This is a genomic window from Paenibacillus nitricinens (assembly GCF_052056485.1).
Lineage (GTDB): Bacteria > Bacillota > Bacilli > Paenibacillales > Paenibacillaceae > Paenibacillus_AQ > Paenibacillus_AQ nitricinens.
Window position 1 is genome coordinate 394,030 of sequence record NZ_CP183948.1, and the last position, 15,625, is coordinate 409,654.

Below are 15,625 nucleotides of genomic sequence, written 5' to 3' on the forward strand. Positions count from 1 at the left end.
AAGATATTTCTTCATCTTTGGGATATTTTGATTTTTTAGGGTTGAAAAGGATTAGGGGGAAAGAAGTAGAATACATATTAGTATTGCAAAATTGAAGAATCATACAGAATGGGGTAAGGCTTTGGAAAAGACAACAGGGATACTGACGGATGAGACTATCATTAAGGCTTCCAATCAGCATTGCATTGATCAAGGAATAGATCCAGAGCAGCCTCCTATTTTTCCAAAATGTTATGCTGCAGATGAATTGGGGTCACAACTCCATGTATATAGTGAAGTGATTGAGGTTATTGATTTTTTTGTAAACAAGTTCCTTTCTTCAGTAAAAGGTAATCCGATCCTTGTTACGATATCGGATGATGCAGGTTATCTATTGGCGTTCAAGGGGGATCCGACGATTATTGATCTCGTAGGGCAGGTTGGCATCAAAGAAGGTGTGCAACTAAACAAAGAAGTGGGTACAAACTCAATTGCATTGTGTCTGGAACATCAGCGGCCTTTTCAGTTGAAGGGACAAGATCATTATCATCAAATTCTTCATCGTTTAGTGTGCTGTACGGCTCCTTTTTATAAAGAGGATGGGCTTGAAATATTAGGGACGATATCATTTATGGCGGATATTGATGTGGCGCATCCCCACTTATTGCCTTTGCTCTGTACCATGGCTGACTCTATCGAACGCGAGATTTTGCTGCGTAGGGGGAATGCTGAGCTTCAGCTTTTAAATCGAATTCTATTGGATACCAATTACTTGGGTGTTATTATAACGGATGAACTTGGAACGGTCGTCAATATAAATGAGAACTGCTTAACCATGCTTCATTTGGATGGTGAGCATCAAGCATCTGTTATCGGTGCCAGTGTCTTCGAAATTCGGAATGTGGGCTCTTATTTTCAACATGTCATTCTTCAGCAAGAGGCATGTGCTGGGCTGGAAGTGATTCAGGAGAGCAACGGTTTATTTGAGCATTATATGCTGGATGTGCTTCCGGTTTACGATTCGAATGCATGTTTAGCTCGTGTGATAGGGAGTCTTCGTAATATCACAGAGATGAAAAAAACGGAAGAAGTGTTGCGCAATACAGAGAAGCTAGTGGTCGCTGGACAACTAGCCATGAGTATCGCACATGAGATTCGTAATCCGCTAACTACAGTCAAAGGAATGCTTCAACTAGCCAATAAAGATTCGCAACTGCTACATTATGATCTTATCATGTCAGAAGTAGAAAGAATGAACCTCATTGTGAGCGAGTTCCTCATACTAGGTAAACCGCAGGCCGCGCATTATAGGGTAGAACAATGTAGCACGATTCTGCAGGAAGTGCTCAGCATTTTTGCGATTCAAGTGGAGATGAATAATATATCATTGAAAACACAATTCCATTGTGATGCGAATATCTTGTGTGACCGTAATCAGATTAAGCAGGTCTTCCTAAACATCCTAAGAAACTCAATGGAAGCCTTGCCCTTTGGCGGAAGCATTACAGTTGCCCTAGATGTGGAGAATGGATTCCAGACGATTACCTTCAAAGATAACGGAGAGGGTATGAACAAGGAAGTGCTGGATAAATTAGGGCAGCCTTTTCACACAACCAGAGGTGACGGTAATGGACTGGGAATCATGATTGTTAAAAAAATAGTGTCTGCACATAGAGGACGCGTGGCCATAGCAAGTGAAGAGGGCGTAGGTACAGCTGTTACGATTTATCTGCCAATAAAATAAAGGGCTTATCTTGGCTATTTCTTCGTCGTGCGAGCAGTAATTCATAATAAAAGACTCTTCCGCCTATGCAGGCTGGAAGAGTCTTTTATTTGGAGAAAGTCTACCACTTGGATCCGCCTGATGAATTTCGGCCGGACTTCCCTCCGCCGCCCCAAGAAGATCCGCCGGAGGATTTGCCACCGCTGCCGCCTCCACCCCAGGAGGAGCCTCCGGACGAGCGTCCTCCACCGAATCCACCTGATGAAGGTGGGCCAGAGGACATTCGTTTGCGAGCCTGTGCGCGACGTTGTTGTTCTCTCAGCATAGCTAATTGAGCTAGTCGCTCTTCTTCTTCCTTCTGACGAACGAGTCGGTTCGCTTCATTCACAAAGGAATTGATCTGTGAATCATAAGAACGGCCAAGGGATTCCAGTTCCTCAAGATTGTAAGGCCGGGATGCCAAACGATGTTCCAGTGCACTGTATTCCGGCAGTAAGGATAGCTCGAAGCGAATTCTAGAAGATAACCCTCTGCTATGCAGCATACGCTGGGTTGTTTCCACCCGGCTTTGCCCTTCGGAAAAGAGGCGAGTGACCTTATCCAGTCTTTCATGAAGTGCATTTAGACTTTCTGAGACACCATCGAACTGCTTTGCAGCTTCATCTTGGAGGGATAGCAACTGTTCTAGCGCATTGTGGGCCTTATCATATTCGCCGCGCTCATCACTGGTCCAATTCTCAATCTGCGCCACTTCACTAGCACCTTCCCGAAGGCGTGTGCTCCACGCTGTAAGGATGTTCTCCACAGTTGATACATGTTGTTCTTCAAAATACATACGTGCTTCGGTAATCCGGCTTTGCAGTCCGTCTCGCCGCTGTTTTAATTGGCTCCACTGGGTACGGAATAACTCTAAATCTCTGCGGTTATTCTGCCGAAGAAGTGCTTGTTGTTCTGTCATAGCAACAGCCTCATCCAGGAGAAGGTCAAGAGTAGCGCCTATCTTGCGCACCTCATCCATATCTCCAACACGCAGCGGCGCTTCAAGCGTTAGCGATTCTGCGCGGGCCTGCTCCAGACGGTCAAATGGTTTTACCTTCATGTTGTGGAGTGAACTCTGCTCGATGATGTTTGTGATTTTGGCACGGGTTGCAGCTAAAACCGTAGGGAACTTATTTAGCTTATCATCGTAGAGATCGACATCCTTCAGGTCTTGTTCAATCTTTTCTTGGCGATCTTGTGCATCCTCGGTAATTTCTTGTGCGGCGATAGGGTCAAAAAGCTCCAATTGATCTGCCTTAGAGGTCTCCTCGGCAAGCTCCTTGAGCTCTTCTACAATTTCTTGAAGTGCATAGCCAGTTTCTTTAACCGCACCCTGCAGCTGCTCTTCAAGCTCTGGTGCATCCTCTTTCAGCTCTGTAATTCGCTGTTTAACATTGCGATCAGCTTCACTGATGACAGCAATGTTCTTCTCTTCTTCCTCGAGCGCTGCGCGGAAGGAGGCCTCTGTCTGCTGTAATTGTTCCACGGCTGCCTTAAGGGCAGTCAAATGATAAAAGGGTGGCTGTACACCTTGCCCATCACTTTGCAGTGAAGAGATTTCAACAAGCTTTGCAGAGAGCCGTTTTGAAATGCCTTCTACCAGTACCTCGGTTTTTCCCTGAACGATCCCTTGAAATGGCTTTAATGACTCCAATGCTCGATTTGCCTGTACTAGCAAATCGGATAATTGCTCTTGTTGTGCGTTTAGCTGTTTGCGTCGACGTAGACCTGTGACCACTATGAATAGCACAAGTAGTATTAGTCCGATTCCGATTAGAATGGCGGCAATCGTAAACATGGAGCTATTGGAGCGGCTTCCGGTACTGACCGAGGTCCCTGGTTTACCGGAGGTTCCGTTCCCTGAACCGCTATTCGTACTGCCAACTGCACTACCACTTCCTGCATTTCCTCCAGTATTTCCGGTACTCTCCCCGATGGAATGGACCGCTTTAATTAGAGCCTTTGTCCCTCCAGCGAAGTCACCTTCTCTGGCATAAGGGATGAAATAAGTATTAACTAGCGCTGTAATGGCAGCACTTCCTGATTTTCCTCCCTGATTTTGGGACCAGGCATTTAACGAGGTTTGAAAGCCCGGATTGTTAAAATTTAGTTCAATGGACTGGTCGCCAGCGGAGATCAGCAAGAGAATATCGCGTGTGGATAATCCCCAAGAGGTGTAAGTATCCTCGGCGTACTTATCGGCCGGAGTGCCGTTTAGGGAATCTACGGTGAGTACATGCATAGTAATCAGATCTCCAGTGGCAGCAGCAGAAATGGACGTCGCTTCTGCGGAACTGAACATTCCAGCTTTATCGGTTACTAATCCCTGCTCAGCAGGGATTTCGGCGGCGTATGCACCGGGTATCCATAACACGCTGATCAATAAGAATAAAGCTATATACTTTTTCAAGCTGACACGCTCCAATCTGAAGGACTTTGTATTCAGTATATTATGCTGATAATTATACTATATCATTAACCCTCAAGTGACCCGGGGATACCTATTCTTACATAGCTGCCAATCATAAAAGCAAAAAAAGCCGCATTCCCTAAAAGGAATGCGGCGAATATTCAGAAAGGTTATCTTGTCGGCAGACAGAGAATGTATTGCAATCTGGATTTAATTTCTTTTTGCCATTTTAAATCTCCAACTTTAACGGCAAGATTGAGCAGATCCAGATAATCGTCAACCTGTAGTGTTGTTCGGGTAGAGGTAACGTTCATGGGTGATCAGTCTCCTTTTAACTTAAATATAGTAAAGTGAAATCAATAACTTATTTAATAATGATAATCATTATCAACTTGTATCATTATTGCTATTATCCACATTTTCCATCTAAAAAGCAATATAAAAATGTAGCATCCGTAATTTTATATAATTTACAAAGGGAAGGGTTCATTGATGGGATTTGCGTATATTATGTGACGAGGAAAGAAAAAGCAGGGGTATTGCCATATTTTGTCGAATAACATTTAGGATATTACTGTAAATTCAGTAAAAAGGGGGAACGAGCGATGAAGCAGTGCAGACTGTTGCTTCTGATTAGTATTTTATTTATGCTCTTACCTCCTACTGCTCTTCACGCCGAAAGAAAGGAGATCGAATATCAAGTAGAGCTGGAATATCCACCTTATAAATATATAAAAGATGGGTACATGACCGGTTTTGATATTGAATTGAGTAATATGATCTTTGAGAAGCAGGATTATGATGTCCACTACAGTACAGGGAAGTGGCCTGATGTGTATAATCGGCTCGTTCAGGGTGATATCGAAACAGCGGGTCTAATGGCAGTAACGGAAGGACGAAAACAAGAGTTGTTATTTTCAGATCCTGTTTTCAAAAGCTATATTTCCATCTACGCAAGGCGAGGGCTTAAGGGTAAGATTGATTTAAATAAGCTTGGAGGTTATAAGATAGGTCTAGGAAACGGGCAGTATTCTGAAACAGTACTGAACGGGAAATTGGGAATTAATGATTACGTAGAATTTGCTACGATTCCTGAAGCCTTGGAGGCTTTAGGAAAAGGGGAGATCGACCTTCTATTTGAGAATCAGGAGGTGGTCGATTATCTGCTCGTTGAACAGGGGAAGACAGACAGTATTATTAAGGAAATGAATGATCTTTATCCCAGGGATGTAGCTTTTGCAATCAATAAGTCTGCACCGGAGTTAGTTTCTTATGTTAACGAGAGATTGGGGGAATTGAAGCATTCGGGTGCTTTTGAAGAGTTGTACCAGAACTATTTTTTCGTTCATTCTGATTATTATAAAGGCATGATCCACAAAAGATGGGTTTACGGAGCAATCTTTCTATTCTGTCTTCTTATCCTGGGTGGAGTCCTGCTTAAAATGAATATTAATCGTTTACGGCGTGCTGTTTATTCAGAGCATCAATTTTTTGAAGATGTTATAGAGCATAGTGGCATGGTAGTTTGGGCGGTGCAGGCAGATAAAAAGGTAGTGCGGTTTAATAAATTCGCTGAACAGATGACGGGTTTAAGTGAAAAAGAGGTACTGGGTGTAAATATTGAGGATATCGCAGGTCTGGAAGGCAGCACGGCTATAATCCGGGATCTACTGAAGCAGGCAATACGTCTCGAATATGTCAGCAACGTAGAAATTAAACTCCCAGACCAGTCATCTGAAGCGCGATATTTCTCATTCCGGACAGCCTTATTAAAAGGACTTGATAAGCAAGCAGCCGATATCTTTGTCCTTGTAGGTGTGGATATCGATAATCGTAAACAGAATGAGCTTAGGCTACAGTTAAGTTTTAAAGAATTGGAAGCTACATACGAAGAGTTATCAGCGACAGAGATCGATCTACAGGAGCAATTTAATAAGCTACAAATCAGTGAAAGGCGTATTCGGCTCTCCACAGAAGGTTCTGGTGCGTATATGTGGGAGTTTGATTTGGAGGCGAGACACTTTAATTTATCGGATCGATGGTATGAACTCATGGGTTACACGAAGGATGAAATCAATTCGTTTGAAGATGGAGTGCTTAGTATTGTTCATCCGGAAGACCTTGCTACAACCCTCAAGCTTAAACAAGATCACCTGAAGGGTGTCACACCTATTTTCGAAACGGAGTTCCGCATGATTACCAAAGATAATCAAATCGTGTGGTTTGAGGTTAGGGGGAAGGCTACCGTTAATCCAAAGGATAAAGTTCTGTTATTCATGGGCTCCTTGATTGATATCAGCGAACGGAAGCAAGCGGAGCTTAAACTGAGCAACAGCTACCAAGAGCTTGGGGCGACCTATGAGCAGCTCGCGACTACTCAACAGGAGCTCCTAGTACAATATAATATGCTTCTAGACAATCAGAAACATATGCATCGTCTGGCTTATGTGGATGCGCTTAGTAACTTACCTAACCGTTTATGTCTGCTGGAGACCATGGAGAAGTATCTAAAGCATCCGGGAGGGAAATTTGCACTGCTGTTTCTGGATTCAGATAATTTTAAATACATCAACGATACCCTAGGTCATAAATCCGGGGATGTACTCATCCGGAAGGCAAGTGAGAGATTGCAGTCACTGATGCGGGAAGGAGATATGCTCTCACGGCTAGGTGGAGATGAATTTGTTATTTTTATTAAAGATACAGAGGATCGTGAGGCTGTATTGCGTCTGGCAGAGCGTATAATGAGAGCGTTCAGGCAGTCCTTTTTAATAGGAGAGAGTAATCTGTACGTCTCGCTAAGCATCGGAATTTCCTTTTATCCAGAGGATGGGGAGACGGCCGAGCAAATTTTGAGTAATGCGGATGTGGCGATGTACCGTGCTAAAGAGGATGGCAAAGGAACTTATGTAGTCTATGACAAATCGATGCATACAGCGTTTAATGAACGAATGAATATAGAGAAACATTTGCGCAGTGCTATGAACAATAATGAATTTGAACTGAACTATCAGCCCCAGATGGATATCGAATCCGGATTCATCTCTGGCTTTGAAGCTTTAATTCGTTGGAACAGCCCATCTCTCGGTTCTGTATCTCCACTTTCTTTTATAAAAATTGCTGAGGATTCAAGACTGATCATCGATATTGGTGAATGGGTGCTTCGCGAATCTTGCATCTTTATGAAAGGTATTCAAGATCGTACTGGTGTTCCTTATAAAATATCGGTCAACATTTCGATTATTCAGCTATTCCAGAACGATTTTATCGAGAGGGTACAGGATAGTCTGGCAGTAAGTGGCCTAAATCCAAGCTGCCTTGAGCTGGAAATCACCGAGTCTATTTTTATGAAATCATTTGAGAGTATTCTGGGTAAGCTGCAGTTTCTAAAGTCTAAGGGCATTAGTATCGCCTTGGATGATTTCGGAACGGGTTATTCATCACTTAGCTATTTGCAGCAATTGCCGATTTCAACGCTCAAGATGGATAAAACCTTTATTGATTCGCTTTCAGAAAAAGCTGACAGCCAGTCTTTTGTGCAGTCCATTATACAGTTGGGGCATAATATGGGACTGAAAGTTGTAGCAGAGGGTGTAGAAGAGGTCATTCAGATGGATGTGCTCAAGCAATTAGGCTGCGACAAGATCCAAGGCTACCTGATTAGCAGACCTGTGCCAAAGCAGGCAGTCGAAGAGCTTTTGGAAACACAGAGGCGCTATGGGATACAGCAGTCAGATTCAAGCAGATGAACACAAAAACACTTACCGTCCATTAGGGACGCCGAAGGCGTTTTTGCTTGTGTTCGGCCTTTAGCTGATTACGATTTTGTTCTTCCCGGTGTTCTTAGCCTCATAAAGTGCATCGTCTGCTTTCTGAAATGTAGAGTTTTTGGAATCTGTACCTATAAAATCGTGCATACCGATACTGACGGTTACGTTTTTGTCGTTCATTTCCGCAAAGGGGGTATCGGAGATGGACGTTAGAATATGCTTCATAATCTCATGAGAATGATTAAGGGTCTTAGAAGTCAGAATGACGACAAATTCTTCCCCGCCAAAGCGAGCCGCGAAATCATCAGGACCGACATGCTCGAGGAGGATCGCTGCAACCTTTTGCAATACGATATCTCCAACGGAGTGCCCATAGGAATCATTTACTTTTTTGAAGTTGTCGATGTCCATGACGGCTAGCTGCATAGGAAATGGATTACTCTGCTGATGATCGATCAGCCATCCTAAGTATTCATGAAACGTCTTATGATTATAAAGGTCCGTCAGAGGATCGATCTTGGATAGCCGGTCCATGATTATATTCTGAATGCGTAACTCCTGTTCTGACTTTACGGAGTTCTCCAGGGATCGCATCAAATCACGCCCGCGACCGATAACTGCAAAGCCTGCTAAAGCAGTAGAAGCAAAAATAAGAACAATAATGATAGTTTGGGCGATGGGGACATACCCGTGATTAGATGCCTTGATGAATAAAATGATCGTGTACAGTAGACAAACAGCAGAAGAGGCTATCATATAACTAGACTTCATATAGATCATGGATACAAGCAGCGGCAGCAGCATAATTAATGACTTAACATACAGTTCATCATTGAGATTGATGATAATAAGAAGCGCAAATAAATGGCTCGCTACTGTAATCGCTAGCTCGGACCATTGGGGTTTCCATCTATAGATAAATTCCAGAATAATGATCAAAGTCAATATGACGGAATCAGGAATCAGCGACTGAGTAATAAACTCTCCTCTGGTTAGGGTATCCGAATGTTGGCCCCATAAGCATTGAGAAACAAACATATGAATACTTAAATCCACAATCAGGATGATCCAGAATGCATTGAGCAGCACGCGATTCCAATGGGTCTGACGAGGAGTTTGAGATGTAGTATGCATAATGTGTTCCTCTTTTCCAGTGGCAATTTGCTTATATATTCGACAATAATTACGGATTCCCTCTCGACCAATTATCTCCAAATATATTCGTATATTACGGTAACGTTGGTATAGGTCCTCCATAGATATGGATTTGCGTGTGGAAGGACTGATCGAAAAGGAATAGTATAGAAAGTATTTCCTTTAATTAACTCTGCTGATATAATGTTAGAATACATAACATCAATCGAGTGGAGTGGGAATAATGATGCAGATTCGTCGAAGCCAGATTTTTGTAGTCGTCCTGTTGCTCCTGGTCAGTGTTTACAGTTTGTTGATAGACATGTTTTGGATTCATAAGCTGGTAATCATCCTGCTTATGGCTTCTCTAGGCTGGGTCCTGCTAAATTTGTCCCGCTACGTTTATCGTAAAGAAGTACTGCTGAAGGAAGCTAATAGTAAGGTGGAGCTGCTTGGCAATGAGATTGTAGTTACTTCGGACCGACTGCATGGTGCACTCGAAGAAATCAGCCGTCATACAGAAAAGCTGCAGCGGACAGCTGATTATTCACATGAATATGAAATGGATTTGCGGATTCGCAGTAACGAAGCTAAAGCTAACATTGAAGATGCTTATCGGACAATGGGCGGAGTAGCATCCGTTACCACACATATCGAAGAGTTGACGGAGAGACTGGGGTCAAATATGCAATATGCCCGTCAAGGAATGACAACCATGGTAGATTCCTTGAGCATCGCAGATGCTGTGATGAAGGATTTACAGATGCAGAGCGGGGACATGTTAGCTAAGTTTACTATCTTGAGTAATCATATTGCGATGGTAGAAGAGATCAATACGCTTATTAACGGAATTGTGGATGAGACCTCGCTGCTAGCACTTAATGCTTCCATAGAAGCGGCCCGGGCCGGGGAACAGGGCCGCGGATTTGCGGTGGTGGCCAGCCGGATTCGGCAGCTGGCTGATCAAAGCAAGAGCTCGGTCGATCGTTCCTCCGGCATCTTGCTCGACATTAATAACGGAGTACAGCAGGTGCTGGAATCCGTTACGAAAGAGCAAGCTTCAGTGGAACGTGGGGTGAACGAGGTCGGCACGGTGAAGCTTCGACTCGATGATATTGCTTCGAGAGTCGATGAGGTAGGCAGCGCAGTAACGGAAACCATCGATGCTGCCGCGAAGCAGGGCAAGCTGATAGTTGAAGTGACGACGGAGCTGAGTGGGGCAGTGGCTATCGTGAATGAGACGATTGCCAATGTGGATCTTACGCTGGAACAGGTGACACGGCAGCGGAGCCAGATCGGGCAGCTGAACGAAGTCAGCGCCAATCTGTTAGCCGAGTCGCAATCGTTGCAGCAGTCGGTTACCGGCATTGCGGGTCGAGAAGAAATCGAGATGAGCCAATATGCAGCCCGGCTTCAAGAAATGCAGAGTCTCTTGGAGACAATTTCAGCTAAGGAAGAACTGTACGACCCAGATACTGAAGTTCATCAAGGTGTTTTGATCTCTTACATTAAAAAAAATCCGGATGTACAAGCCATTTGGTCCAATCGGACGGATGGGACCTTTATCTATTCCGAGCCAGCGGCTGGCCTCTTGAATGCCAAGCGGCGTGATTGGTGGAATGGGGCCATAAATGAAGGTGAATATGTCTCGAAGCCTTATGTATCTGCGATTACGAAGCGTTCTTGTGTTACATTATCCAGAGCGATTAAGAATCGTCAGGGAGATGTCGTTGGTGTAGTAGGTATCGATTTGGCGGTGTAATAAAACCAGAAAAGCAAGCCCTGCTATATTAGCGGCTTGCTTTTTGTTATTTTAGGTAGCGCTGATCTGCAACTGTTTCCACGTCGCCTGCCAGTTCTTTTTAATAACGCGTTGTTCATAAATAGGGAGTAAGCTCGGGTTTTCAGTAAAATGTGGGGTAGGTCGTAATACTACATGAATAACATCGTAAATTCCGTGTGGAGCGACTAGGAGGATTTTCCCTGATGGATCTAGGGAGAGTCCAAGCGCTGTAGCGGTTTCCGGAAACTTGGATATCGCATCAACAGCTGATGTATACGGTGGAAGTTGATTGACGGTATGCATTCTTGCTTCATTCTTAACAGACCAGGGAATAGCAGGATTCAGGCTTCGTAGTCTCGCCTCCCAATCCTTCTCCACCTCCTCTTGAAGATTGCTGTCGTCATAATAAATAACATCAACATCTGGCAAAGGTGTCCGTTCTTCGAAGCCGTGAAGGGTGTCCCAAATTTTTGCACGCACAAAGCCGGCGCAAACCCACCAGTCAGGTAACTGCAGCGATCTAGCATTCTCTAATATATCCATCATCCAGGGATCATTTTGTACAAGCTGTATGATATCTGCCTCATGTTCTAATTTTTGCAAACCGCCCACCTCCGTATATGTATGCTTTTATTCTGTTCCTATCATACAACAAGAGTTTCAATAGAGGTATTAAAGGATAGGCTGAATGGACAGAGGCATGAACTATCTTTATAATAAGTCGACATCTAGTCCTTTGGAGGCGGAGACCGTGCAATATACGTTTACGATATTACTGCAATTATTCGAAAGAGCTGCACTACTGCTGATGTGTCTGTTCGTGCTGACTCGTCTGCCGCGGTTTAAAGAGATTTTTCAAAAAGGAACCTACGCCCCGCAGGAGCTTGCCATTGCGACTACGATCTTCAGTTTATTCGCTATCTTTGGTACCTATAGTGGGATTAATGTGGAAGGCTCGCTTGTGAATGTACGAATTATCGCCATCGTGTCTGGTGGGATTTTGTTCGGGCCATGGGTAGGGCTCATAACAGGCATCATCTCAGGGGTTCACCGTTTTCTAATTGATATTGGAGGGGTAACCTCTCTTCCTTGTCTGATTACGAGTATTACCGCAGGGATTGTGTCAGGGGTAATATACCGCCGCACTTCAGGTGAACGTCGCTGGATGGCCGGTATTTTGGCCGGGATGGCCTGTGAAGCCCTGACGATGTTGCTCATTCTGGTGATGGCCGAACCGTCATCGCTGGGTGTGGATATCGTGTCCAAAATTGCTTTTCCGATGATTATGAGCCAGATTAGTGTTGGTCTGATTGTCATGCTAGTGCAGAGTGTGGAGGGTGAAAAGGAACGGATTGCAGCGAAGCAGTCCAAGCTGGCACTGGATATTGCCAATAAGACCTTGCCATATTTTCGCAATATTAATCCCGAGTCGCTTCGTACCATCTGCCAAATTATCAAAGAAGATATCGGTGCAGACGCTGTAGCTATTTCGGATACAAGACTCATTCTCGCTTACGTTGGTGTTGGAGAAGAGGATTATACTACGACCAATGAAATTATAAGCGAAGAAACGAAAGTGACGTTGTCCAGTGGTGAGATTACGATCCGTAACGACGATAGTGATTATGTGAATCCGGAGATTAAATCGCTGATTATTATTCCATTGAAGGAAAAAGGTGAAGTGACGGGAGCGCTCAAAATCTATTACACCAGAGCCCACAAGATCACTTATTCTTTACAAGCTATGGCTGTAGGTTTGTCGCAAATGATCTCTACGCTAATGGAAGTATCGCGGGTTGAGGGCATTAAAGAAATGGCGAACAAAGCGGAGCTAAAGGCGCTGCAGACAAGCATTAACCCACACTTTCTGTTCAATGCGCTGAACGCGATTGCGTCCTCGATCCGGATTAATCCGGATAAGGCGCGTGAGTTGATCGTGAATCTGTCCGGTTATATGAGATACAATCTGGAGCTGACGGATGAATTTATCGACATTAAACGAGAGCTACAGCAGGTCCAGCAATACGTTGAGATTGAAAAGGCGCGCTTCGGAAGCCGTCTTAACGTGCTTTATGATATTGATGAGGTTCAAGTTCGGATTCCGAGTCTGATTATTCAGCCGCTTGTAGAGAATGCGATCATCCATGGCATACTGAAGGTAAGAGGGACGGGAACGGTAACGATTTCTGTAAAAGATCAAGGCGATAATGTGCGGGTTGGCATTCGGGATACCGGAGCTGGCATCAGCGAAGATACCATAGAGAAGGTCTATGCTGGCGATATGCCGGAGAATAAAATCGGACTATTTAATGTACATCAACGGGTCAAGCTGATCTATGGGACAGGACTTACCATTCAGAGATTGGATAAAGGGACGGACATCTTTTTTGATGTCAAAAAGGAGGGGCTATGAGAGCGATCATCGTAGAGGATGAAGAGCTGGCAAGACAGGAGCTGGCTTATTTAATAGAGACACACAGCGGGATCGATATTGCCGCACAATTTGAAGATGGGCTGGATGCACTCAAATTTTTACAGGTTGAGACGGTAGATGTGATCTTTCTGGACATTAACATTCCCTCGATAGACGGAGTGCTGCTGGCTCAGAATATTAGCAGATTCTCGGTAAAACCTTATATAGTGTTTATTACTGCGTATAAGGAGCATGCCGCTGAGGCATTTGAGATTGAAGCGTTTGACTATATTCTTAAACCCTACAGTGAGGTTCGCATTAAAGCTATGCTGCACAAGCTAGAGGGGGCATTCGTTGCTCGCGGAAGACAGGGGGAAGAGGAACGTAATCCCGTCAGTGATAAGGTGAATCTGTGGAAAAACGAAAAGATTATCGTAGTGAATGCCGACGATATTTATTACGCCTCCGCACAAGAGAAAAGTACGAGCGTAATAACTAAAGGTGAGGAATATAGTATGGCGCTCAGCATCAGCGATTTTTATAATCGACTGCCGGAGGATCGTTTTTTTCGCTGCCATCGTTCCTATATCGTTAACCTGTCCAAAATCAAGGAAATCATCCCTTGGTTCAACAATACGTACTTGCTGCGTTTGCATGATTTGGAGTTTGAGGTGCCCGTAAGTCGCAGTAAGGTAAAAGAATTCAGGCAGATCATGCGCTTATAAATGCAGTTCATTCTTCATTTGCGTCATTTCATGCCAGATTTCTCTCAACATCCGCTGGTTTAGCTACAATAAAGAGGCGATAGAAGCTCTTGTAGCACATCACGAGAGAGAAAGAAGGAATAGACCATGACTTCGACGAAAGACAACAAAAACGCAAAACGGTGGCTTATCGTATTAGGAACCGTAATTATGCAGATGGGTCTAGGTACCATTTATACATGGAGCTTGTTCAATGCACATCTGGTAACAAAATTCGGATGGGAGCTTAACGCTGTTTCGATTACGTTTTCGATCACGAGCTTTGCACTCGCTTTTGCGACTTTGTTCGCAGGGAAATTGCAGGATCGTTTTGGTCTTCGCCGGTTAACTGCCACCGCAGGGATTGTGCTTGGTCTAGGATTGATTCTTAGCTCTCAGGCGAATTCGCTGCTAATGTTCTATATATTGGCTGGGGTAATCGTTGGTTTTGCAGACGGAACAGCTTATATCACTTCATTATCTAACTTAATTAAATGGTTTCCGAATAATAAAGGCTTAATCTCCGGTGTGTCCGTGGGTGCTTACGGAACGGGGAGCTTGATATTTAAATATATCAATGGTAGTTTGATCGACTCGGTGGGTGTGTCTAATACGTTTATGTATTGGGGCATGATTGTTATGGTGATGATTGTAATCGGTTCCTTACTTGTCAGAGAAGCTCCAGTACAAACGGCATCACTGGGTGCAACATCAGCTTCGACTATCGCTAAACCGAAGGACTACACGGTAAAAGAAATGCTACGTACAAAAGAAGCTTATCTGTTATTCATCATTTTCTTTACCGCTTGTATGTGTGGTCTGTATTTGATCGGTATTGTTAAAGACATCGGGGTGCAGCTGGCTGGACTTGATGTACAGACGGCAGCTAATGCCGTAGCGATGATTGCAATTTTTAATACAGCAGGGCGTTTAATCTTGGGTGCCTTGTCTGACAAAATGAGCCGTTTGAAGCTGGTAGGTGCTTCGCTTGCAGTAACGGCAGCCGCTATGCTGACCCTTAGCTATGCGACGCTGAATTTCGGACTGTTCTTCACTTGTGTAGCAGCCATTGCATTCTGTTTCGGGGGTAACATTACAGTGTTCCCGGCGATTGTCAGTGACTTCTTTGGTCTTAAAAATCACAGTAAGAACTATGGAATCGTATATCAAGGTTTCGGTATTGGAGCCCTTTCCGGTTCGTTCATCGCCGTCTTCCTGGGCGGGTTTAAACCTACTTTCGTGATCTTTGGTCTCTTGTGTCTGCTGGCCTGCATCATCGCGATTTCGCTAAAACCGCCAGTGGAGAAAGCGGAAGAGAAGAAGGCGCTTCGGCTCAAAGCTACAGAACGGACGGCTTAAGGATATTTATAAAAGACGTACAACTGACAACAGTTGTACGTTTTTTTATTGGTTAGAAGTGTGTTCAGTACGTGGAGTGTGCCCCCAAAAATACCTGTGGAGTCTAAGAGCTATACAGACTGCATAGCTCTTATTAGCCTATAAATGTGTATAATTGGAGTGAATTTGAGCAAATGGCAGCATTTGAGTCCGACTGTAGGCGGAAGCTGCATATTTTTCTGAAATAAGGTTTCCTTGGTCTGTTAAACATTCTATATCACGCTGGAATTACT

The 15,625-nt window shown here is 44.1% G+C and carries 10 protein-coding genes; 6 read left to right on the forward strand and 4 right to left on the reverse strand.

Annotation, left to right across the window (positions count from 1 at the left end; genetic code table 11):
- Nucleotides 1-121 precede the first annotated feature (121 nt).
- Nucleotides 122-1,723: an ATP-binding protein gene (locus ACN6KS_RS01775; RefSeq protein ID WP_094869706.1), complete on the forward strand. Its 1,602-nt coding sequence runs from the start codon at nucleotides 122-124 to the stop codon at nucleotides 1,721-1,723.
- Between the two features lie 100 nt (nucleotides 1,724-1,823).
- Here the strand turns inward: ACN6KS_RS01775 and ACN6KS_RS01780 are convergent, their stop codons facing one another.
- Together ACN6KS_RS01780 and ACN6KS_RS01785 are read right to left on the reverse strand one after the other, a co-directional pair.
- Nucleotides 1,824-4,151, reverse strand: a complete 2,328-nt coding sequence (locus tag ACN6KS_RS01780) for a TPM domain-containing protein (RefSeq protein WP_440961202.1) — start codon at nucleotides 4,149-4,151, stop codon at nucleotides 1,824-1,826.
- Between the two features lie 170 nt (nucleotides 4,152-4,321).
- A complete protein-coding gene (locus ACN6KS_RS01785; protein WP_167348483.1) occupies nucleotides 4,322-4,465 on the reverse strand; it encodes a hypothetical protein in 144 nt (47 codons plus the stop codon).
- A gap of 291 nt (nucleotides 4,466-4,756) precedes the next feature.
- On the opposite strand from ACN6KS_RS01785, the gene ACN6KS_RS01790 reads away from it, so the two are divergent.
- Nucleotides 4,757-7,900, forward strand: a complete 3,144-nt coding sequence (locus tag ACN6KS_RS01790) for an EAL domain-containing protein (RefSeq protein WP_440961203.1) — start codon at nucleotides 4,757-4,759, stop codon at nucleotides 7,898-7,900.
- 60 nt (nucleotides 7,901-7,960) lie between these two features.
- On the opposite strand, the gene ACN6KS_RS01795 is transcribed toward ACN6KS_RS01790, so the two are convergent.
- Complete coding sequence (locus ACN6KS_RS01795; protein ID WP_440961204.1) at nucleotides 7,961-9,055, reverse strand: GGDEF domain-containing protein; 1,095 nt, start codon at nucleotides 9,053-9,055, stop codon at nucleotides 7,961-7,963.
- Between the two features lie 244 nt (nucleotides 9,056-9,299).
- Between ACN6KS_RS01795 and ACN6KS_RS01800 the strand changes: the two genes are divergently transcribed.
- Nucleotides 9,300-10,817, forward strand: a complete 1,518-nt coding sequence (locus ACN6KS_RS01800) for a methyl-accepting chemotaxis protein (protein ID WP_440961205.1) — start codon at nucleotides 9,300-9,302, stop codon at nucleotides 10,815-10,817.
- Nucleotides 10,818-10,868: 51 nt separating this feature from the next.
- On the opposite strand, the gene ACN6KS_RS01805 is transcribed toward ACN6KS_RS01800, so the two are convergent.
- On the reverse strand, nucleotides 10,869-11,384 hold the full coding sequence (locus ACN6KS_RS01805) for a nucleotidyltransferase family protein (protein ID WP_179283662.1): 516 nt from the start codon (nucleotides 11,382-11,384) through the stop codon (nucleotides 10,869-10,871).
- Between the two features lie 262 nt (nucleotides 11,385-11,646).
- Here ACN6KS_RS01805 and ACN6KS_RS01810 point away from each other — a divergent pair, with 262 nt between their 5' ends.
- From ACN6KS_RS01810 to ACN6KS_RS01820, 3 genes are all read left to right on the forward strand, one after another.
- On the forward strand, nucleotides 11,647-13,251 hold the full coding sequence (locus ACN6KS_RS01810; protein ID WP_280787205.1) for a sensor histidine kinase: 1,605 nt from the start codon (nucleotides 11,647-11,649) through the stop codon (nucleotides 13,249-13,251).
- Nucleotides 13,248-13,976, forward strand: coding sequence for a LytR/AlgR family response regulator transcription factor (locus ACN6KS_RS01815; protein ID WP_094869650.1), 729 nt, complete (start codon nucleotides 13,248-13,250; stop codon nucleotides 13,974-13,976). Before ACN6KS_RS01810 ends, ACN6KS_RS01815 begins: the two co-directional genes overlap by 4 nt.
- 126 nt (nucleotides 13,977-14,102) lie before the next feature.
- Complete coding sequence (locus ACN6KS_RS01820; protein WP_094869651.1) at nucleotides 14,103-15,353, forward strand: L-lactate MFS transporter; 1,251 nt, start codon at nucleotides 14,103-14,105, stop codon at nucleotides 15,351-15,353.
- The last annotated feature ends 272 nt before the right edge of the window (nucleotides 15,354-15,625 follow it).

Bases quoted from the DNA above. Each gene is read 5' to 3' on its own strand.
- ACN6KS_RS01785 (WP_167348483.1), bottom strand. From the start codon at position 4,465: ATGAACGTTACCTCTACCCGAACAACACTACAGGTTGACGATTATCTG.
- ACN6KS_RS01790 (WP_440961203.1), top strand. From the start codon at position 4,757: ATGAAGCAGTGCAGACTGTTGCTTCTGATTAGTATTTTATTTATGCTC.
- ACN6KS_RS01795 (WP_440961204.1), bottom strand. From the start codon at position 9,055: ATGCATACTACATCTCAAACTCCTCGTCAGACCCATTGGAATCGCGTG.
- ACN6KS_RS01800 (WP_440961205.1), top strand. From the start codon at position 9,300: ATGATGCAGATTCGTCGAAGCCAGATTTTTGTAGTCGTCCTGTTGCTC.
- ACN6KS_RS01805 (WP_179283662.1), bottom strand. From the start codon at position 11,384: ATGATGGATATATTAGAGAATGCTAGATCGCTGCAGTTACCTGACTGG.
- ACN6KS_RS01810 (WP_280787205.1), top strand. From the start codon at position 11,647: ATGTGTCTGTTCGTGCTGACTCGTCTGCCGCGGTTTAAAGAGATTTTT.
- ACN6KS_RS01815 (WP_094869650.1), top strand. From the start codon at position 13,248: ATGAGAGCGATCATCGTAGAGGATGAAGAGCTGGCAAGACAGGAGCTG.
- ACN6KS_RS01820 (WP_094869651.1), top strand. From the start codon at position 14,103: ATGACTTCGACGAAAGACAACAAAAACGCAAAACGGTGGCTTATCGTA.